Origin of the sequence: Nannocystis pusilla (assembly GCF_026626665.1) — a bacterium.
Taxonomy (GTDB): domain Bacteria; phylum Myxococcota_A; class Polyangia; order Nannocystales; family Nannocystaceae; genus Nannocystis; species Nannocystis pusilla.
Map to the genome: position 1 here is coordinate 19761 of NZ_JAPNKE010000002.1, position 20240 is coordinate 40000.

Annotated in this window: 20 protein-coding genes and 1 pseudogene; 17 read left to right on the top strand and 4 right to left on the bottom strand. The window is 70.9% G+C overall.

The genetic code is table 11. From position 1 onward, the window contains the following. Positions 1–19: 19 nt before the first annotated feature. Positions 20–1114 carry an MYXO-CTERM sorting domain-containing protein gene (locus OV079_RS00400; protein WP_267765580.1) on the top strand — a complete coding sequence of 365 codons (1095 nt, stop codon included), beginning with the start codon at positions 20–22 and terminating at the stop codon, positions 1112–1114. Between the two features lie 63 nt (positions 1115–1177). Here the strand turns inward: OV079_RS00400 and OV079_RS00405 are convergent, their stop codons facing one another. Further along, a complete protein-coding gene (locus OV079_RS00405; RefSeq protein WP_267765581.1) occupies positions 1178–1972 on the bottom strand; it encodes an alpha/beta fold hydrolase in 795 nt (264 codons plus the stop codon). Positions 1973–1985: 13 nt separating this feature from the next. Continuing rightward, the gene (locus OV079_RS00410; RefSeq protein WP_267765582.1) at positions 1986–3041 is read right to left on the bottom strand and encodes an extracellular medium-chain-length polyhydroxyalkanoate depolymerase; all 1056 of its coding nucleotides are present in this window, start codon (positions 3039–3041) and stop codon (positions 1986–1988) included. Positions 3042–3171: 130 nt separating this feature from the next. On the opposite strand from OV079_RS00410, the gene OV079_RS00415 reads away from it, so the two are divergent. Then, positions 3172–3999, top strand: a complete 828-nt coding sequence (locus tag OV079_RS00415; RefSeq protein ID WP_267765583.1) for a TetR family transcriptional regulator — start codon at positions 3172–3174, stop codon at positions 3997–3999. 321 nt (positions 4000–4320) lie between these two features. Here OV079_RS00415 and OV079_RS00420 read toward each other — a convergent pair whose 3' ends face one another. Next, a complete protein-coding gene (locus OV079_RS00420) occupies positions 4321–4902 on the bottom strand; it encodes a BON domain-containing protein (RefSeq protein WP_267765584.1) in 582 nt (193 codons plus the stop codon). Between OV079_RS00420 and OV079_RS00425 the strand changes: the two genes are divergently transcribed. The 13 genes and pseudogenes from OV079_RS00425 (at position 4882) to OV079_RS00485 (ending at position 17100) form a co-directional block, all read left to right on the top strand. Further along, positions 4882–5214, top strand: a complete 333-nt coding sequence (locus OV079_RS00425; protein WP_267765585.1) for a hypothetical protein — start codon at positions 4882–4884, stop codon at positions 5212–5214. The genes OV079_RS00420 and OV079_RS00425 overlap by 21 nt on opposite strands. Before the next feature lie 317 nt (positions 5215–5531). Further along, a pseudogene (locus tag OV079_RS00430) lies at positions 5532–6082 on the top strand (AraC family transcriptional regulator); the annotation flags it as partial. 123 nt (positions 6083–6205) lie between these two features. Then, the gene (locus OV079_RS00435) at positions 6206–6538 is read left to right on the top strand and encodes a helix-turn-helix transcriptional regulator (RefSeq protein WP_267765587.1); all 333 of its coding nucleotides are present in this window, start codon (positions 6206–6208) and stop codon (positions 6536–6538) included. A 164-nt stretch (positions 6539–6702) separates the two neighbouring features. Beyond that, the gene (locus OV079_RS00440; protein WP_267765588.1) at positions 6703–7668 is read left to right on the top strand and encodes a glycoside hydrolase family protein; all 966 of its coding nucleotides are present in this window, start codon (positions 6703–6705) and stop codon (positions 7666–7668) included. An 89-nt stretch (positions 7669–7757) separates the two neighbouring features. Further along, positions 7758–8387, top strand: a complete 630-nt coding sequence (locus tag OV079_RS00445; protein WP_267765589.1) for an RNA polymerase sigma factor — start codon at positions 7758–7760, stop codon at positions 8385–8387. A gap of 701 nt (positions 8388–9088) precedes the next feature. Then, positions 9089–9484 carry a hypothetical protein gene (locus OV079_RS00450; RefSeq protein ID WP_267765590.1) on the top strand — a complete coding sequence of 132 codons (396 nt, stop codon included), beginning with the start codon at positions 9089–9091 and terminating at the stop codon, positions 9482–9484. Then, positions 9481–9984, top strand: a complete 504-nt coding sequence (locus OV079_RS00455) for a hypothetical protein (RefSeq protein ID WP_267765591.1) — start codon at positions 9481–9483, stop codon at positions 9982–9984. Before OV079_RS00450 ends, OV079_RS00455 begins: the two co-directional genes overlap by 4 nt. Next, complete coding sequence (locus OV079_RS00460; RefSeq protein WP_267765592.1) at positions 9981–10760, top strand: hypothetical protein; 780 nt, start codon at positions 9981–9983, stop codon at positions 10758–10760. Before OV079_RS00455 ends, OV079_RS00460 begins: the two co-directional genes overlap by 4 nt. A gap of 339 nt (positions 10761–11099) precedes the next feature. Then, on the top strand, positions 11100–12704 hold the full coding sequence (locus OV079_RS00465; RefSeq protein ID WP_267765593.1) for a hypothetical protein: 1605 nt from the start codon (positions 11100–11102) through the stop codon (positions 12702–12704). A 24-nt stretch (positions 12705–12728) separates the two neighbouring features. Continuing rightward, on the top strand, positions 12729–15128 hold the full coding sequence (locus tag OV079_RS00470; protein WP_267765594.1) for an SAM-dependent methyltransferase: 2400 nt from the start codon (positions 12729–12731) through the stop codon (positions 15126–15128). Between the two features lie 18 nt (positions 15129–15146). Continuing rightward, positions 15147–15704 (top strand): phytanoyl-CoA dioxygenase family protein, encoded by a 558-nt coding sequence (locus OV079_RS00475; protein ID WP_267765595.1) that lies wholly within the window; start codon positions 15147–15149, stop codon positions 15702–15704. Then, positions 15677–15934 carry a hypothetical protein gene (locus OV079_RS00480; protein WP_267765596.1) on the top strand — a complete coding sequence of 86 codons (258 nt, stop codon included), beginning with the start codon at positions 15677–15679 and terminating at the stop codon, positions 15932–15934. The genes OV079_RS00475 and OV079_RS00480 overlap by 28 nt, the downstream gene beginning before the upstream one ends. A 32-nt stretch (positions 15935–15966) precedes the next feature. Beyond that, entirely contained in the window at positions 15967–17100 is a 1134-nt protein-coding gene (locus OV079_RS00485) for a hypothetical protein (RefSeq protein ID WP_267765597.1), read from the top strand. A gap of 186 nt (positions 17101–17286) precedes the next feature. On the opposite strand, the gene OV079_RS00490 is transcribed toward OV079_RS00485, so the two are convergent. Then, positions 17287–18021, bottom strand: coding sequence for a hypothetical protein (locus OV079_RS00490; protein ID WP_267765598.1), 735 nt, complete (start codon positions 18019–18021; stop codon positions 17287–17289). Between the two features lie 64 nt (positions 18022–18085). Between OV079_RS00490 and OV079_RS00495 the strand changes: the two genes are divergently transcribed. Together OV079_RS00495 and OV079_RS00500 are read left to right on the top strand one after the other, a co-directional pair. Further along, entirely contained in the window at positions 18086–18298 is a 213-nt protein-coding gene (locus OV079_RS00495; RefSeq protein WP_267765600.1) for a hypothetical protein, read from the top strand. Next, positions 18267–20186 carry a serine/threonine-protein kinase gene (locus OV079_RS00500; RefSeq protein ID WP_267765601.1) on the top strand — a complete coding sequence of 640 codons (1920 nt, stop codon included), beginning with the start codon at positions 18267–18269 and terminating at the stop codon, positions 20184–20186. Before OV079_RS00495 ends, OV079_RS00500 begins: the two co-directional genes overlap by 32 nt. Positions 20187–20240 lie beyond the last annotated feature (54 nt).

The following is a 20240-nucleotide window of genomic DNA, read 5'->3' on the forward strand; positions in this document are numbered from 1 at the left end:
TGCAAACGAAGCAGGCGTCATGCTCGAAAGAGGCTCACGGATCCGTCGTCTGGTCGAGGGCACCGCGCTGGTCGGCGCGTGTGCCCTCTCTGTTTTGGTCGCGCGCCCGGCGGAGGCCTGCGGGGTGCCCGAGTCGGGCCTCACGAGCTCGGTGCCGGAGGACGGCGCGATCTATCCGGGCAACGCCGCGCTGCTGTTCGACGGCTGGGGGATCGGCCTCGACGGCATCACCGTCACGGTCGACGGCGAGCCGGCGGAGCTGCTGCCGGCGGCGTTCGACGACTTCGTGGCGGACCTCGCCGTGGTCGTCGAGCCGACGCCGATGGCCGGTCAGACCGTGGTGGTGTCCGGGTCCTTCTGCCCGGACGAAGGCTGCGAGCCGGTCACGATCACCTATACCGCCGGGCCCGAGGACGTCGAGGCCCCGCAGCCGCTCGTCGAGGAGTCGTTCTTCGCCGTCTACGATCACGCGGACTTCATGTCGAGCGGCGGCGACTGCATGAGCGACAGCGACCTGACCCTCTACGTCCACCTCAGTCAGGCGATCCCGGCGCCCGGCGAGCCGTCGCTGTTCACGATCGCCTGGGACCCCGACGGTGAGGGCGACCTCGGCTTCCGCAGGACGGTGCGCGTCCCGACCGGGGCGAAGGTCGCTCCGCTGTCGCTCGTCACCGAGCAGCTCGGCGGCAAGGACCCGCGGACCGAGGTCTGCCTCGAGGTGACGGCCTTCGACGCCGCGGGCAACGCGGCCAATACGTTCGAGCTGTGCCCCGCCTGCTTCGCCCGCGAGGACGCGCTCCCGCGCGAGACCGAGACGCCTCCCGAGCCGGACTGGACCGAGGCCGACGGCGTGCCCGGCAGCCCGTGCGCGGGCGAGCAGCCGCTGACGACCGGCGAGGAACCGACCGGCACCGACACCTCGAGCGGCGGTGACAGCTCGAGCGAATCGTCGAGCGACAGCGTGAGCGACACCGACAGCGGCGGCGCCACCGGCGGGGAAGACGGCGACAAGGGCTGCGCGTGCAGCACCCACGGCGGCGACCCCGGCGACGCCGGCCGCTTCCTGCTGTTCGTGCTCGGCCTCGGGCTGGCGCTGGTCAAGCGCCGCTCGTGACCTGTAGGACATGTTTGAATGATCATGTCAAAGAGGACATGCTCTTTCGCACATGTCCTCGTGTCACAGACAGAACTCGCGCAGGAGCGCGGCGATCTCGCGCGGGCGCTCGGCCGGGATGTCGTGCCCGGCGCCGGGCAGCAGCTCGAGCCGGGCCCCCGGGATCGCGGCGGCCAGAGCGTGCGAGCAGGCGACGTCGATCAGGCGGTCGGCGTCGCCGCTGATGACGAGGGTCGGCGCGGCGATCGTGCCCAGCCGGGCGCGCGTGTCGTGGCGCAGGACGGCGCCGAGCTGGCCGATCAGCGCGCGCCGGCGGGTCGGGAAGCGCTCGGCGAGCTGCTGCCACTCGCCGACGATCTCGGGGTGCTCGCGCAGGAACTCCGGCGACAGCACCAGCGGGGTGGTGCGCTCGAGCGCGCGAGCCTCGGGCAGCCACAGGCCCGACAGCAGCGTCAGGACGGTCGAGAGTTTGGGCGGCGGGCCGTCCTTGCCGCTCGCGCGCGTGCAGCCGAGCACCAGCCGGCGCACCCGCTGCGGGTGACGCAGCACGAACTGCTGGGCGATCGCGCCGCCCAGCGAGATGCCGAACACCGCGGTGCGCTCGATACCGGCGTGCCCTAACACCGCGGCGGCGTCGTCGGCCATCGTCGCGGTCGAGTAGACGCCGAACGGCTTGTCGCTGTGACCGACGCCGCGGTTGTCGATGGCGATGGTCCGGAAGTCGGCGCCGAGGTCGTCGAGCAGCGGGCCCCAGTGCTGGATCGTGCGCGTCAGGCCGCGCAGCAGCAGCAGCGGCGGGCCGTCCTCGCGGCCGCCGAGCTCGTAATAGATGCGGGTGTTTTGATTGCGGGCGAACATGGCGTGTCGTGGGCTAGGGGTGGCCGTCGAACCAGGCCAGGACCTCGGCGGGCGAGGCCGCGATCCAGGCGTGGCCCTCGCCGGGCTCGGTGACGAGCCGCGCGTCGACGCCGGACGCCAGCAGCTCGTCGTAGTAGGCCTCCGCGGTGACGAGCGGGACGGTCAGATCGACCTCGCCGTGGAGGAACAGCGTCGGCGGGTGGTCGGCCTCGAGGTCGGGCACGTTGCACAGGGGGCCCGAACAGGTGGCGTACGAGCCGGCCGCGATCGCCAGGGCGCGGAACTTGCCCGGGTAGGAGACGGCCATCCGACTGGTCATGTAGCCGCCGCTCGAGATGCCGGTGGCGAACAGGCGCCCGGCGTCCAGCGGGCCGAAGGTGCCGTCCTCGATGCCGGCGAAGATGAGCAGCATCAGCTGGTGATCCTCCGACGACTCCCAGTTGAGCGAGTACGGCGGGATGTTGGTGTCCCAGAAGGTGCCGCCGTCGAGCTTGGCCTCGGGGGTGATGACGGCGTAGCCGTGGTCGAGCAACTGCTTGACCACATGGGTCTGATAAAAGGCGCCGAACGGCAGGTCGTCGGTGGCGATCCAGGTGATCTCGGCGCTGAAGAACGAACCCTGGAACATCAACACCGTCGGCCAGCCGCCCGCCGGCGGGTCGCCCAGCGGCACCTGGTAATGCACGTCGCGCTGCCACGGGCCGAGCTCGACGGTGATCTTGGGGCAGGTGATGGTGGTGGCAGTCTCCTCGCAGCGCGAGCCCGGGACCGCGCCGGTGTCGTCGCCGGTGGTGCTGCTCGGGTCGACCTCGGTGGTGGCGGCCGTGGGCTCGGCGGTGCTCGCGGTCGAGGTCGTCGCGTCGGTGGTGCTCGCGGTGGTGCCTTCGCTCGAGGTGCCGACGTCGGACGCGGTGGTCGGCGCGTCGGGTCCGGTCGTCGTCGAGGTGACCGGGTCGCCGGTGGAGCTGTCCCCGGAGACAGGCGAGCCGTCGGTCGTCGCGCCGCCGGTGGACCCGCAGGCGACGAGGGCGAGGGCGAGAGACCACGACGGCCGCGCAGAGAACTCCATACAAGGAGGCTATCACGGTCGGCGTATACTGGCAACGACGTGCCGGTCGTAGCCGGTATGAGGAGAAATTGAGTTATACAAAAATACGAGTTGTGCAATACAAAAGGGGCGTTCAAGAAGGGGCGGGAGGATGAAGATCGCCGAGCTTTCCCGGGTCAGCGGCACGCATCGCTCGACCATTCACCACTACCTCGACCTCGGTCTGCTGCCGCGACCGGAAACTCTGGGTCCGCGGCTCCACCACTTCGGCGACGAGCACGTGGAGCGGCTGCGCGAGATCAAGGCGCTGCGGGCCCAGGGGCTCGGGCTGGGGGAGATCCACCAGCGCCTGGCGACCCGCCTGCGGCCGCGGACGTCCCGCAAGCGGCCGCGACGACGCCGGGACGGCGCGAGCGACCGCCGCGCGGCGATCCTCGACGCGGCGGCCCGGCTGTTCCTCGAGCGCGGGTTCGAGGGCGCCGACGTGCAGGCGATCGCGCGCGCGGCCGGGGTCGGCAAGGCGACCGTCTATCAATACTTCGCCGGCAAGAGCGAGCTGTTCGTCGAGTGCCTCGATCGCCTGCGCTTCACGCTGGTGCCGGCGACGACGCGGGCGCAGCTCGAGGCGAAGATGCCGCTGGTCGACGAGGCGCGGCTGCGGGCCCAGGCCGTGCTGTCGCGGTTCGCCGGCTATCGCACGATGACGAACCTGCTCGGCGCGGCCGCCCACGGGCGCGACGCCGAGGTGGCCGCGCGCGCCCGCGATGCGCTGCACCGCATGGTGACGAACGCGGAGCCGAGCCTGCGCCGGGCGATGGCCGCGGGCGAGCTGCGCCGCGGTGACACGGAGCTGTGGGCCTACATGCTGTGGGGGGCCCTGATGGCGCTCGGCGACCGCCTGGCGCTCGACGACCGCTACTCGCAAGCCGAGGCGCTGGCGGCGTACGTCGACTTCATGCGCCGGGCGACTGCGCCGTGAGCCGCTGCATCGCTGGCGCCCGCGGTGATGCGGGAGCGCGTCATGCGAGCGCTCGCGGCGACGACCGGAGGCCCGCACGGCCGCGTCGCAGGACGCGTCGTGCGAGCGCTCGCGGTGACGATCGGAGCGCCGCAGGGCCGCGTCGCAGTGCGATGCGTCCTGTGAGCGCTGGCAGTCGAGCGCCGCGCGACCGCGTCGGCGGGCAACGGGTCCTGCGAGCGCTTCCGGTGACGACGGGAGCGTCGCAGAGCGCGTGGAAGGCGATGCGTCCGCAGCCTTCGGCGCTCGCGGCTGAAGTCGTGGGGTCGCGCCGGTCGGCGCTCACGTGCCGGAGAAGCCGCCGCCGCGGCGATCCTTGCGCGAGCAGGTCTCCTGGCCGGTGTTGAGGTTGCTGGCCTCGAGGTCCTCGAAGTCCTGGCCGACGGTCATGTCGCGGCGCATGCCGCCGAGGTCGTCGCGCCGGCTCGAGGCGCGGTTCATGCCGCCGGCGCCCTGCAGCTCGCGCTTCTCGACGCGGAGGTTGTTCTGCACGTCGCGCACGCCCGAGACGTCCTCGATCAGGTCCTCGACGAGCCGCTTGATGAAGCGATCGTCGACGACGCCGGTCACGACGACGTCGCCGCTGTCGACGCGGACCTCGATGTCGCTGGCGTCGATGTGCGGGCTGTAGGTCAGGGCCTCGTTGATGTCCTCGACGATCCGCGCGTCGGGACGCATGTAGCCCCGCGGGCCGCGGCCGGAGAAGCGCCCGCGCCGGTGCAGCGGCCGTCCGCGCACGCCGGTGGGCAACAATTGGGGGTAGTACGATTCGGGGCTCGGGGGCCACGGAGAGCCGCGGCCCATGAACTGCCACGGCCACACCTGCGGCGACGGGACGAAGCCGTGCGGGGCCTCCTCGTGCATGCGCTCGCGCCGACGTCGCTTGCCGTCGCGCCGCAGCTCATCGATGTGCTCGAGCCGCTGCTGACGTCGCTCGGCGCGCGCCTGGAGCCGGGCGTCGCGACGGCTGCGCTTGCCGTCGAGCCTGAGCCGAGAGGAGGCCTCGTCGTCGCCGAACCACGCGCGCACGCGATCGATCGCCCGCGCCAGCAGGCCGCGCGTCTCGCCCAGATCTCGCCGCCCCCGGTGCCCGTGGCGGTGCCTGCGGTGGTCATGTTTGTCGTTCTGCATGGTTCGTTCCTCCGCGGTCGGCAATTGGGGCGACAAACGACGTGAGCCACGATCTTTCGCCCGGCGCGCCGCGGCGCGGGTCGCCGCTGCGCCTGAGGTTCCTTGCGCGTGCGCGGGTGCGTAGTGGCCGCAGCGAGCCGAGGCGTGACGGGCGGCCGGGGCGAGGCGCACGCAGACATGGCGAAGAGGGCATGTCTCATAGAGCATGTCCTTTGGAGCATGTCATGAGGCGATCGCCGGCCGCGCGGAGCCGCGATCGGTGATTTTCCGGCCGGACGCGCGTTCGACGGCGCGCTTCCGGGCGGGAGCGAGGCCCGGGTGATTGACGGCCGCGCGCCGGGGCGCTGAAGTGGGGGCGGGACATGAACCCGTCCACGGCGTGCATCAAGGCGATCCGGATCTGCGTCCTCGGCGCGGCGCGCTTCGGCGTCAGCCCGGACGAGCTCGCTCGCCGGCTCGAGCTCGATCCGTCGCTGCTCGCCGACCCGCATGTGCGGGTGCCTCATGCCCTGTTCCTGCGCGCGTGGGAGGAGGTGCCGGCGCTGTGCGGCGATCCGAGCTTCGGCCTGGGCGCGGCGGAGCTGCTGCGCGACGCGCCGTTCGACGTCGTCGACTACGTGTGCGCGCAGGGGCCGACGCTGCGGCAGGCGATCGAGCGGATGCTCCGCTATCAGCGGCTGCACCACGACGACGCCGAGCTGACGCTGACGATCGCGGACGGGGAGGCGCGGCTGCGGCTGCGCCTGCGCGGGACGGCCTGCGCGCCGCGGCACTTTTCGGAGTACGTGGTGACGACGTGGTTCTTGCGGGCGCGGGCGCTGGTCGGGCCGACCTCGCGGCGCGGCGCGTCGGGTTCCAGCACGGGCCGCCGGCCGACATCGAGCCGCACCGCCGGATCTTCGGCGCGCCCCTCGCCTTCCGCGAGGTCGCCAGCGGCTTCGACTTCCGCGCCGCGCTGCTCGACGCGCCGGTCCGCGGGGCCGACCCGTCGCTGGCGGCGCTGCTCGAGCGCCACGCCGACGAGCTGCTGGCCCGCTTGCCGGCCCGCGACGACCTGGTCCAGCGCGTGAAGACGCAGGTGATTCGCGCGCTGCCCGGTGAGCTGCCGTCGCTCGAGGCGACGGCGAAGGCGCTGGCCACCAGCACGCGCACGCTGCAGCGGGCGCTGCAGGCGGAGGGCACGACGTTCCAGGCGCTGGTCGACGAGGTGCGCCGCGATCTGTCGCTCGGCTATCTGCGCGAGGGCCGGCGCACGGTGTCGGAGATCGCGTTCCTGCTCGGCTTCACGGAGGTGGCGACGTTCACCCGCGCGTTCCGCCGCTGGACCGGGTCGGCGCCTTCGGCGTGGCGGCAGCGCGAAGGCGGGTGAGCTCGAATGATGGGTGACGACCCATCGTCGGCGCGCGGCGTCGAGCCGGGGCGACGCCGCGAGGACCCCCGAGCTCGCGTGACGCGTGACGACAAAGGGTTGGCGCGCGGCGTCAAGGCGCGGTCGACGGCGCGGGCGCACCATGGGGTCACGGAGCACGCGCCATGACGTTTCTGATTCCCACCCACGACCAGGCCCGAGCCGGCCTCCGCGCCATGAAGACCGTCCTGACGGCAGCCGGACCGCTGGCGCCGATCCGCCGCGAGGCGCTGGCGGCGATCCAGCAGCACCTTCTGCGCACCGAATTCGACCTCGACGCGCTCGGGCCGATCACGCCCGAGGAGCTCGCCGCGGCGGTCGACGATCCGGCGCTGCGCACCCAGCTGATCAGCGGCATGGTCACGCTGACGCTCGCCAGCGACACTGTGGCGGACGAGGAGCAGGCGGCGATCGAGCGCTTCGCGGCGGGGTTCGCGGTCGCGTCGGTCACGCTGGAACAGCTGCGCAAGTTCCAGACCGAGCGGCGGATGGCGCTGCGCTTCGACGTGGTCCGCCGCAGCCTGGCGGGCCCGGCGTTCAAGCAGCTGTACGAGGACCAGGGCTTCCTCGGCGTGGTCAAGAACCTCGGCAGCTTCGCCGGGCTGTGGGAGAACACGGCGGTGGCCGAGCGCTACCGCGGGCTGGCTCACTACCCGGACGGCTCGCTGGGCAAGGAGCTGTGGCGCTTCTACGTCGCCAACGACTTCAAGTTCCCCGGCGAGAAGCACGGCGCGCCCGAGAGCCTGCTGAGCCACGACCTGACGCACATCCTCGGCGGCTACGGCACCGACTTCCAGAGCGAGGGCCTCGTGCTCGCCTTTCAGGCCGGCTACAGGCGCCAGGACCCGTTCAGCGTGCTGGTGTTCCTGCTGCTCAACGGCCAGCACGGCGTGCGCCTGACCGCCTTCGCCGACGCGGCCCGCGGCTACTACAACGACAAGCCCGGCGCGATCGACGACGTCGTGCGAGCGTTCGCCCGCGGCGCGCGCGTGACGGTCGACCTCACCGAACACTGGGACTTCTGGGCGGTGATGGATCGCCAGGTCGAGGACCTGCGCCGCGAGTACGGGATCGAGCCGGCCCTCGCGTGAGGTCGGCGGGGACGCGGCCGAGCGCGGACGCCTCCGGACTCGGGTCGCGGTGACGCGCGTCCGCGGGCGCCGCTATACTGCAGCGGACCATGACGAGCGACGAGGAGCTGCTGGCGGCCTGGCGCGCGGGCGATCGCGCGGCCGGCGACTCGTTGCTCGCGCGCCACTTCGACGCGGTGTGCCGGTTTTTCTACTACAAGGTCGGCGAGGAGGCGGCGGCCGACCTGATCCAGCAGACGTTCCTGGCGATGTGCGAGGGCAAGCAGCGGTTCCGCGGCGAGTCGGCGTTCCGCACCTACGTGCTCGGGACGGCCCGCCTGGTGCTGCTGGCCCACCTCCGCCGCAAGCGCCGCGACGCCGAGCACCTCGACCCGATCGAGCACTCGCTGGCCGGCTTCGGGCCGTCGCCGACCAGCGCGCTGGCCCACCGGCGCGAGGAGGCGATCCTGCTGCAGGCGCTGCGCGAGCTGCCGATCGACCTGCAGATCGCGTTCGAGCTGTACCACCTCGAGGGCGCCACCGCCGGCGAGCTGGCGCGCATGTACGGGCTGTCCGAGCCGGGCATGTACGGCCGCCTGCGCAAGGCCCGGCTGCTCGTGGTGGCCGCGTGCGAGCGCCTGGCCGAGACGCCTGCCCTGCGCGCGTCGACGGTCGACCGCCTCGACGACTGGGTCCGCGAGCTGTCGGCCCGCGGGCTGCCGCGCGGCACCGGTGCGTGAACGTCGGCGGTCGCCGGCCGGAGCGGTCCCGAGGCTCATCCGTGGTCATCGTCGAGTCGATTGTAAGACATGCCCTTGAGAGCATGTCTCATGAGACATGCGTGTGAATGTGCCGGGCGTCGAGGGCCGGCCCGATCGGGCTCGACCTCGATGCGCGAGCGACCGCGCCGGTCCCGGTGCCTGTGCGCGCAGGTCCGCGGGCGATCCCCCGGTGAGCCGCGCCGGCGCTGCGGTCGGGGCGCCGAGTCGCTGACGAGCGGAGCCGGCGGCACGGGCGTCGTCCCCCGAGGGTCCCGAGCTCGGCGGCGCAGCGATGATTCAGCGGAGTGGCGCGAGGAAGGATCCTCGCGCGCGGATGATCTCGCGCCGGGGCGCCACGCCGGGCGAAGGCGACCCTGGACGAGCAGTATTGCGCGGCGGCACGCCCAAACCGAGCGATGTTCGAGGCGGGCCCGCGTCGAGGATCGTAGGGGCGGGCCTCTACGGGTCGAGCCCTGGCAAAAGTGCCGCATATCACGTGCGGCGTTCGGCGAACTATTTACTGTCCACAAAGGAGAGACGCCGCGCTGCTCGAAGGCCTTTCGAGGGAGTCGGCATATACGCGCCGCGAGCGCTGCCTCGACGACGACACTCCGTCCCGCGCCATTCCATGGCGAATCCGAGCGGGCCCAGGTGCCCGTTTTTCACCCGAGGAAACGACAATGACCATCAACACGGATTGCAAGATCACCAACTCGTCGGGCAAGAGCGTCGTCGTGCTCAACGCCGCCAACTCTTCCACCAACGTCGCCAAGAATTCGCCGCAGCAGGGCTTTCTGCAGGATCTGAAGGCGCTCCCTGGCCAATCCGGCGCGGTCGTGCTGGCCGACGGAGCGTCGGACACGTTCACGCTGAACGGGACCTACGTCGACGCGCAGGGGGACACCAAGACAGCCTATATCTACGACTTGCTCGTCTCGCAGCCGGACTCTCTGTTCCCTGTCATGGCAGTCGGTGAATCGCTGAACTTCGACTCGCTGAGCTACCCCGCGATCACGGTCACCGCGGACGCGGCGGCGAACATGGCCAAGGCGATGAATTTTGCCAGAACATCATGACCGCGCCGACCTCGAAGATGGCGGTGGCGTTCCAGTCGGCCATGTCCGACGCGTTGAAGCTCACGTCGGTGGCGGCCATCGACAAGGCCATCGCCGCTTTCTTCGCCCAGTACGACTCCTTCAAGGGGCTCGACTTCGCCAGCTATGTGGCCGTGAGCACCTGGTTGCGTGGTTTCGCCTACCGCTGGGGCATGGGCGACGACGGCAAGCTCGGACAGACCTATTACGTGTACTCCGCGCCGGACGCGGGCAAGAGCGGCGCGACGTCGGAAGGGACGATCGTCTTCGCCAAGAAGGCCGATGCGCCTTCGCCTGCCGATCCGACCGATCGTCAGAGCGGCATGACGATCACTCTCAAGGCGACGGGCGGCAGCACCACCGCGCTGAATTCGCGGACGGGCAGGTCGTCGACGGCGACGGCGGGGCCATCGCCCTCCACTGCTCGTTCGGTTACAAGGGGACGTTCACCGGGGAGCAGACTGACACCACCGCGTGGGTGATCCTGACCGGCAAGATCCTCGACAAGCCTGTCATTGCGATCCCGCTCTCCCCGGAGTCGGACTGGTCCAAGTTCTGGTCGGGCCTCACCTTCGAGAAGCTCCTGACCTATTTCCTGCAGGCGATGGGGGTCTGGATGGCGCTCGACTTCCTCAAGCAGAAGCTGACGGCCAAGGAGAAGAAGCTCAACGACGACCGCGCCAACGAGAACAAGGGGGACGATCCCGACGCTCAGCAGGTGAGCGACGCCGATGAAGCGAGCAGCGAGGTCGGCGACGCCGTCGCCTCCGGGGACCAGGACCTCATCGACTCGGTCGACACCAGCGGCAAGGTCAAGCTTGCCGTGACCGACGACGACTTCAGCAAGTCGGTGAGCGACGTCCGTACGGACGGCAGCGACGCCTACACGGGGGTCGCGGAGGACAACCTCGGCGGGGCCATCGACAGCGCCGGCGCCCAGCTCAACGATCTGGCGCAGATCGAGGTCACTCCGGACATTCAGGAAGCCGAGGGCGATCTGGTGGATGCGAAGCAGAGCCTCCAGTCGGGCGAGCTCGACGCCGCCAACAAGAGCCTCGGCGAGGTCAACAAGGCGTTGCCCGACATCGTCGAGAACCTGGGCGACCAGGTCGGCGCCGAGCTGCGAGCGCAGGTCGAGGACGCGGTCCAGGCGCAGGAGGAGGCCTCGGACATCGCGGAAGAGACCAGCGAGAACGCCGATGACGCCGGGAGCGGTGAAGAGGAGCCGTTCGAGGACGACGTGCTCCCCATCGAGTGATCGTCGACGCCGCACCCGAAGGCCGATGAGCCGGCTTTCGGGGGCGCGCCGAATCGTATGAGCCGAGACGGCAATGAATCCGGAGCACCATGACCGCAGAAATCACTCCTCCCGTCGGCCCTGGACGGCTCCCCGCCCGCGAAGGCGACGCGGCCACCACCTACCCGATCGAGGTCGCCAGCACCTACGCCGAGGCGCTCAAGGTCTACACGACGGTGAGCCAGGCGCCGACTCAGCCGCCCTCGTCGGACCCGGCCGCTTACGTGCCGGTCTATACGCTCCTGGGCACGGTGCCGCCCAACGGCGCGGGTATTCACGACGAACGAGCCGATCGCGCGGGTGGTGGTGACGCGCCAGTCCGACGAGTTCCCGGTCAAGGTCAGCGTGGTGAGCGCGCTGACGCCGGGCTCGGGGTCGATCAGCGTGGCGCCGGCCGATGTCGCGGTGGCCCAGGCCGGCTGGACCTTCTACCAGAGTTTCATGAGCCAGCCGTTCTCGCCCGTGGCGCTCGAATTCAGCGCGCTGGTGGAGAACACGCCGGTCACGGGCCTGGTCGAAGGGGCGGCGAAGTTCTTCGCCGCCAACGGCGCGGCGGGGCTGACCCTGGGGTCGTTTACGGCGATCGGCTACTGGGCGTCCAACCAGCTCTACGCCTTTCCCGGCACCTACTATTGTTACGAGCCGCCGGCCGGCAGCTTGATGGGATTCATCTTGCCCGCGACCCAGGTGGGCACGCTGAGCATCGCCGACGGCCAGGCCACGTTCGTGCCCGCTTCGGGCGGTTCGACGACCCTGGCGTTCGCCGACAACAAGCTGACGAGCCCCGGCGCCACGGCGAGCAGCGGACTGATGTTGACCGCGATCATCCGCGACTTGACCTGGGAAGGGCAGCCCGACACGATCACCTGGGGCTTCGTCGGTACCCTGGATGGCCAGCAATTCATGGCCCAGTCCTACCAGGAGCCGAAGCTGCCCTGGTACTCGGTCCTGTACGATCTCGTCTATGGCGCGTTCTTCACGGTGCAGCTCGCCATGGCCGTCGACGCCGCGATAAGTCTGCTCACCGCCATCCCCGGAGGCCTGCAGTGGCTGGGCCAGAACATCGGTAAGCTGGCCGACAACCTGCGCGACGCGCTGAACAGCGCGGGAGACAGCGCCGGCCCCGACACGGCCGTGGGTGACGACGCCGACCCGATCAACGTGGACGTGGACGTCGACGTGGACATCGACGTGGACGTGGATGTCGATATCGACATCGACGTGGATGTGGACGTCGACGTGGATGTCGACGTGGATGTCGACTTCATCGCCGTGGTCGACGTCGACGTGGATATCGACGTCGACATCGACATCGACGTGGTGACGGACAACGACGTCGATGTCGACGTGGACACCGACATCGACACCGACGTGGACGTGCAGCCGGGCACGATCTCGAAGCTCTTGAGCTCGGTGGGCAACTGGATCATGACGCGAGCGCTGCCGACCCTGGTCGAAGGCGCGGCGATCTACGTCGCGTTCCAGTCCGCCGGGGCGCTCCTCGGCGCCTGGAAGCAACAGGACGAGCAGGCCTTCGAGGACCTCCAGCCACGACAGACGACGGGGCTCGGCTTGCTGGTCAACTACATGCTCAACGGCGCGATCCCCGTGGCGACCCGCTGGATGACGTTCAGTCAATACGTGCAGGAGGTCAAGGGCGATACGGCGACCCTTCAGGTCACGTTGTCGACGATCCTCCAGGCCAAGAACAGCCTGGCGGACGCCGAGGCGAGCGGCTGGAATTGGTCGGACGCCGACAAGGCGCAGGTGGTGGCGACGATGGCGCCGAACACCGGAGCGAACGCCTATTTGGCGTTCCAGACGCTCGCCGACGCCACGTTCCAGGGCAAGCCATTGCCGGTGAAGGTCGGCGCCGCCGTGGCCCTGGCTTACTTGCGAGCGTGAGCCCAGCCGTCCCGAAGGAATGTCATGACCGCATCTCGCCCGACGCCCCCTGGTTATCCCGATCCCGAGGCCCATCGCCGCCGCTGGCGCCGTCTGGCCTGGGAGATCGCCGCACGGGCGGCGCACATCACCGACGACGCGCAGGCCATCCTTCCCCCGCAGCAGCCGGGCGTGCTCGAGATCCTGGGCTCGGGGATCGAGGCGGTGGGCTTCACGCGGGCGGACGAGGCGCGCATCCGTGCGGCCGACCACGTGTTCTTCTGCGTCGCCGATCCGGCGACCAAGGTCTGGCTATTGACGGAACGGCCCGACGCCTACGACCTGTACGTCCTGTACGACGACGGCAAGCGCCGTTACGTCACCTATATGCAGATGGCCGAGGCCATGCTGCATCCGGTCCGCCAGGGCAAGCGCGTGGCGGCGGTGTTCTACGGGCACCCCGGTATCTTCGTGCTGGCGACCCACCGAGCGGTCCAGATCGCGCGCCGGGAAGGCCACCGGGCCGAGATGCGACCGGCGGTCAGCGCATTGGACACGCTGTGCGCCGATCTGGGCGTGGACCCGAGCCAGCCGGGGATGCAGATGTACGAGGCCACGGACATGCTGATCCGTGGCCGCCGGCCGGATGTCGGGTTGCACCTGGTGCTGTGGCAGGTCGGCCTGATCGGGGAGCTGGGATATCGCCGGCAGGGCTATCTCAACAGCAACTTCTCGGTCCTGCTCGACTACCTCGAGGCGCTCTACGGCGCCGAGCACCCGGTGGTGAACTACGTGGGATCTCGCTATCCCGGCGTCGATCCGGTCATCGATCGCCTCACGATCGCGGCCTTGCGCGACCCGGCGACCCAGAACTGGGTCACGGGGATCTCGACGTTTTACCTGCCACCCCGGCGGGCGGTGCCGGCGGATCCAGCCATGCTCGCGCGCCTCGGCCTGCTCCGGCCCGGCCAACCGACCCGGGACACGACCGAGGCGCTGCGGGTGATCGACCGCTACGGCCCGCGCGAGCGGCGGGCATTTTTCGACTTCGAGACGTTCGACGTCCCGCAGAGCTATGCGTGGCAGCCGGATACGGCGGCGGCGCGATTCGTCCTGGACCTGTGTGAGAGCGAGAGCTTGCGCGACGGCTACCGGACCGATCCGGCCGCGGCGCTGGCCGCCTGGGGCGGCGGGCTGTCGGCCCGCGAGCGCGACCTCCTGGCCAAGCGTGATCCCGGCGGGATCCAGGTGGCGGCGAAGGGCATGCGCTCGACGGGCGAACCGGAGAACCGGCGGCTCCTGGAGTGCCTCCTGAATCGCAAGACGCGCACGGCGAGCCTGCTGGCGGCCGTGAAGCGGGCTGCGGCCGGGCAGGCTCGCGCTGCGGCCGAGGCGTGGAGCCGCCGCGAAGGCGTCGCGGCCGATTGGGGCGCCGTGGCGGCGGACCTGCAATGCATGCTGCGCCGCAGCCTCGCCGCCTGGAGCGGTCTGTATTTGATCCGCGGGGTCGAGACGTCGCTGTCGATCCACGGGCGAGTGGGCGCTGCGGTGACTCGCGTCGATCTCGACGGTCGGCGGCTCTCGGAGGTTCGCTTCGACAAGGGCGTGCTCCGCTGGGCGGCGAGCGCGGGCAACCCCTGTTCCGGCTACCTGCAGCCCGATCTGACGCCGCAGGGCAAGCGGCGGTGGGTCGGCCTCTTGTGGCCGCCGAATGCGACGCCGGGGTCCGAGCACAAGGTGGTCGCGCTCGAGCACGTGCCTCGCCCGCGCTTGCCCGTCAGCGCGCTCGTGGGCGACTACGTCGGCCGGGACGCTGCCGGTAAGCCCTGCGAGGTCTCCGTCGTTCCCACGCCGACAGGCGCCATCGCGGTCGAAGTGAACGGCGTCGCCACCGATCGACCCGTCACCGTCGCCTCCGACCATTTCCGCGTCGGTGACATGGTCGTCCCGCTGTCGGCGCGAATCCAGCGAGCCTGGCCTGCGCCTCACTTCCAGGGCGCCTGTCGCCTCCTCGTGCAGCAGGGGGCGACGGCGGAGCTCGTGACGATGGACATCAGTGCTGCGGGTCTGGTGATCGACGGGCAGGCGGTCGCGGCGCGCGTCGAAGGTTTCGATCTGGTATGGACCGGCCCGAGCTCGCTGGCCGAAGGCCGCGTGACCCTCACCCTCGATCCGGTGACGCTGCGCCCCCTGATTCACGGGCATGCCACGTCTCGGGGCGGCGTCTCGGCGGCGCTGCGGGGCATGGGGGTGATCGACGAGGATGCTGCCCGCGCGCTGCTCGGCGGCTCCCCGGGCTCGGCCTTCCCGGGTGGGCCTGGCGCCACCTCGTCACGATCATGGTCGGAGCCAGCGCCAAGGGGGGCTCTTCCTCTGGGAGGGCTACGAGCGTGCTTCGACCAATCTGGCCCGTGTGCAGCGGATCCTGGCTCGCCTGCACGGTGACGACACGGACTGATCACCATGGTGACGGCAGCCCAGCTCCTGGCGGAGATCGACCGCGCTCGGCTCGCGCGCGAGGCAGGGCCGCTGCCGCGACGCACCCATGTCCTGTTGTCCTACGATACTGCCCGGTTTCCGTTCGCGGCGGCGCTCGGTCGAGACGTCTTCAAGGTGCACCGCATCGACCGGCTGCACGAGTATCTGCAACAGCAGCGCGCGCGACAGGGCGGGGCCCGCCGGCTGAGCGCGAGGGACAACGTGATGGTCCGCGCAATGATGGCGAGTCAGCCCGAGGACGCCATCTTCTGGCGACTCTATCACGGGTTCATGCTGTCCGTGCTGGCGCCGCTGGTGGGGCGGGGCATCTCCTACACCAGCCATCCGAAGCTGCGGATCCACCTGTCCGGGACGAGCAGCGTGAGCTCGTTTCACCACGACATCTGCGTGACGAAGCGGCCCGACCAGATAAACTTCTGGCTCCCGTTCACCGATGTCGACGGCACCGCCACGCTCTGGCTCGAGAGCGACTACGGGGAGGAGATTTCGCCCCCGTGCCCGTGCGCTACGGGCAGGTGCTGATCTTCGACGGCGGGTACCTGGGCCACGGCTCGGTCGACAACGTGTCGGGGGTGACGCGGGTCAGCCTCGACATGCGCTTCTCCTACAAGAAGGCGACCACCCGCGCAGAGGGGGTGTCGCTGATGGACCGAATCATCCAGGTGGCGGACGCGAATCCCGAGGTTCCCCCGCACTGCGCTCCTGCGGTGCTCCCTGGCCCGGCGACGGGCGACGAAGAGGAGATGTTATGACGCAGCCATGGCCGTTTCAGGAAGCTCAATGGGTGGCCGAGACGATCGTCCGTCTCGGCAAGAACATGCCCAAGTCTCTATCGGTCGTGCATTACGGACCGGACGGCGCGAGGGTCGTCCTCGCCGCGGACGCTACCTATACGGAAGTCTCCGAGCAAGGCGCCAAGCTGCAGTACAAGTCGCGTCTGGCGGGCGGCGCACCGTATGCGGACAGCGAGATCGTCGTCGACGCGCAGGGGCAGGTGCAATCGTCGACGACCCGGCTGCTGAACACCGACGGCTCGCTGAGCAAGCAGGTGAGCGGGGACTACAGCGGGCTGGTGCTCAGCGCCGCCGGCTGGCCCGCTTCGGGATCGGTCGAGTTCGCGGTGTCCGACGCGGAAGGCAAGCCCACGCACGTGGCCGCCATGGATTACGCCGAGGAGCTGTTCAGCACTTACACCCTGACGAGCTCGGGACCGCCGGAGTCGGCCAGCCGTGTCGAGATCGACTTCTCGAAGGCGAAGCTCATGGGCACGCGCCTGGTGGGCGGTGAGCTCGCTATCTCGTACTTCTCGTCCGGCTCGACGCTGGCGACGATGTCGCGCTCGATCCTGACGGCGCAGGGCCTGCCGAGCGAGCTGCTGTCGACCAACTACGAGCCCGACGGGATCACGGTGCGGGACACCGTCCGGTCCGACTACGCCGGCGTGGCGTTCGACCCGCTCGGCGAGATCGAGGACGGCGCGCTCGTGGTCACGGTGAGCTCGCCGCAGGGCGAGCCGATGAGCGCATCGGTGTATCGCTTCCGGGCTGGTCTGATGATGTCTTCCGCCAAGCTCAAGCCGGGGGAGGTGATTCCGCCGATGAAGCCCGGGCCCGGAAAGCCGGTGCCGGGGCCCTGGTCCCCGAACCGACCTGCCGACCAGGTGCATGATACGACCCGACCGGACGGGACCCTGATCGAACGGCGAGAGGACTGGCTGGTGCCGGGCGCCAGCAGTCCGACCCCGCAGCGCTCCGTCGTCACGGGCTTCGCGACCGATGGTGTCACGGCCATCCGGCTCATCGATCTCGACTACCGGGCGGCCAAGTTCGATCCGTCGGGGCACGCCGTGGCCGGCACCGTCATTTCGACGAAGTTCGAGAGCGGGATCCGCTCGAGCACCACGCACATCAGCTACTGAGGGCGCGGGTGGGCGGCGACGGCCTCGCAGACTGTCGCTCGGGGGATCCGTGCGCACCGGGTGCATGAACACATGTTTGAAAGGTCATGTCCATATGGAAATGTTCTTTAAGACATGTTCCATGGAACATGTCTTGACGCGAGGCGCGTTGCGGGGGGTCGCGTGCGCCTCGGAGGTCGCGGCGCCTCAGCAGTCCTCGGCCAGCGGGTCGTTGGTGTCGCAGATCTTGATCCCGCCGGGCTTGCCGACCACGGGCTTCTCACCCGGCCTGGCGGTCGGACGCGCGGTCGGCCGCGGGCGCGCCGGGGCGGCGGGGGCGGCGATCTCGACGGTCGAGGCCGCGGCGCGCGCGAGGGCGTCCGCGAGGGCGCGGCGATCCTCGTCGGTCTGACGCTCGATGTCCTGGATCCCGGCGCGGAGGTCCGCGATCGCCTGGCGGGCGTCGTGGAGCGAGGTGTCGGCGCCCGCGGGGACGAGCGCGGGCGCGGGCGCGGCCATGGCGGGGCCTCTCAGCAGCACCGCGAGGCCGAGGCCGACGAGGCCGAGCGCGCCGGCGGTCCAAAGGCCGACGGCGCCGCCGGAGCGCGAGCGCCGGGTGCGGTCGTCGAGCTCGGCCTGCACCTGCGCCAGGTGGGCCGCCTGGCTCGCGCGCAGCCGGCCTTCGATCTCGGCCGCGCGCAGCCGCGCCTCGTGCTGCTGGCGCTCCTCGGCCCGGCGCGCCGCCTCGGCGGCCTCGGCCGCGGCGAGGGCCCGGGCTTCCTCTTCGGCGCGGGCCCGGGCCGCGGCGGCCTCGCGGGCAGCGGCCTCGGCGGCGTCACGGGCGGCCGCGGCGGCCCGCTCGCGGTCCTGTCGCTCGCGCTCCATGTCGACGAGCGCGCGGATGGCGATGAGACCCGATGGTTCGTGCGTGGTGGTAGGCATGGTCTTGAGTCCTCGGGCTATGGGTGTCGAGACCGGGCCGAACCATCACGGCGTTGATGCGCGCGTGGGCGAGCGACCGCTCGAGTTCCAGCGCCTGTTCGCGGAGGTCCGCGGGCGGCTCCTCGGCGAGCCGGCGCCGGCGCTGCGGCTCGGGCGCTACGTGGTGGGCGAGCGGATCGGGGCCGGCGGGATGGGCGTCGTCTACGCCGGCGTCGACCCGAGCTCGGGCGCAAGGTGGCGATCAGTTGGTCCGACCCGACCGCGCAGGGACGGGTAGCGCGGGCCGCGAGCGCCTGCTGCGCGAGGCGCAGTCGATGGCGCGAGTCTCCAGCCCGCACGCCGTCACCGTCTACGAGGCGGGGACTTACGGCGATCAGGTGTTCGTGGTCATGGAGTTCGTCGCCGGCACCACCTTGACCCAGTGGATCGGCGAGGTGCCGCGGCGCTGGCGAGAGGTGGTCGAGGTGTTTTCGCAGGCCGGCCGCGGCTTGTGGGCCGCGCATCAGGCCGGGCTCATCCACCGCGACTTCAAGCCCGACAACGTGCTGGTCGGCGACGACGGCCGCGCCCGCGTCGCCGACTTCGGCCTGGCCCACGCCGTCGCGGAGGCGGCCTCACCGGCGCAGCCGCGGATGGCATTGCCCTCAGGACATGTCCTCGAGGCCAGCTCGACCGTGACCGGCGCGCTGATCGGCTCGCTCCCTTATATGTCCCCCGAGCAGCACCGGGGCGCGAAGGTCGACGCCCGCAGCGATCAGTTCAGCTTCTGCGTCGCCTTGTGGGAGGCGCTGTACGGTCAGCGGCCGTTCGTCGGCGCTTCTCCCGAGGAGCTGCGCAGCCGGACCCTGGCCAGCGAGATCGCGCCGCCGCCCGAGGGGGCGCGCGTGCCGGCGACGCTGCGGCGGATCATGCTGCGCGGGCTGCAGGTCGACCCGGCTCGCCGCTGGCCGGACATGGCGGCCTTGCTGGCGGCGCTCGAGCGCGTCGGGCGGCGTCGCGGGCGGGCCGGGCTGTGGGCCGCGGGAGCGGCGCTGGCGGTGGGCCTGATCGGCCCCTGGCGCTCGGAACATGTTCAAGAGGACATGTGCGCAGGCGCAGGCTCGGAGATCGCGTCGGTGTGGGGGGAGGGCCGGCGGGCGGCGGTGCGGCAGGCGTTCCTGGCGACGGGGCGGGCGGAGGCGGGCGAGGCGTGGTCGCAGGTGGTCTTCCGCCTCGACGCCTACGCGGAGGAGTGGGCCGAGGCGCGCGAGGCGGCCTGCCGCGCCGCGAACGAGGCCGAAGGGACAGGTACGAGGGAGCAGACGCACCTCGAGCTCGCGTGCCTCGACCGCAGCCTGGGTGAGCTGCGGGCGCTGGTCGTCGCGTTCACGGAGGACGCCGAGGGGGTGCTGGCCAACGCGGTCAAGGCGGCGGTCAAGCTGCGGCCGCTGGCGGTCTGCCGCGAGCGCCCCGAGCTGGCGCTGCAGATCGCGCCGAGCGACCCGGCCGTGGCGGTCCAGGTCCAGGCGCTGGGCAGCCGCCTCGACGAGATCGCGGCGCTGCTCAAGGCGGGGGAGGTCGAGCGGGCGCTGCCCAGGGCCCGCGAAGCGGCGACCCAGGCCGAGCTGCTCGGCCACGAGTTCACCACCGCCGAGGCGCTGGTGCTGCTCGGCTCGTTGCAGTCCCACGCCGGCGACTTCGCGGCGGCCGAGGCGACGCTGTTCGCGGCGGCGCTGACGGCCGAGCGCGGCAACAACCTGTCGGCGCTCGTGCGGGCCCGGACCGAACTGGTGGTGGCGATCGGCTTCGGTCAGGGTCGCAGCGACGAGGCGCTGCGCTGGGGCGCTCTGGCGCTCAACGCGCTCGGCCGCGACACCGGCGATCCGATGGAGGTCCGACTGCGCACGGCCATGGGGCTGGTCCAGGCCCGCCGCGGCGACCGCGAGGCGGCCTCGAACGAGCTCGAGCGGGCTCTCGCGCTCGCCGAGGCGAGCCTCGGTCCCGACCACCTCGGCGTGGCGACCGTCGTCGGTCACCTGGCGGCCCTGCGGGTGGAGGCAGGCGATCTGGCTGCGGCGCGTTCACTGCTGACCCGCGCGCTCGAGATCCGCCGGCGCACGCTCGGAGCGTCGCACCCGGACACTGCGCAGACCCAGGCCCGCCTCGACACGCTGGCGGCGCCGTGACTCAACCTCGCGGCGCGCCGACGTGGAGGCCGGAAATCGGGGTTGTTCTGCGAG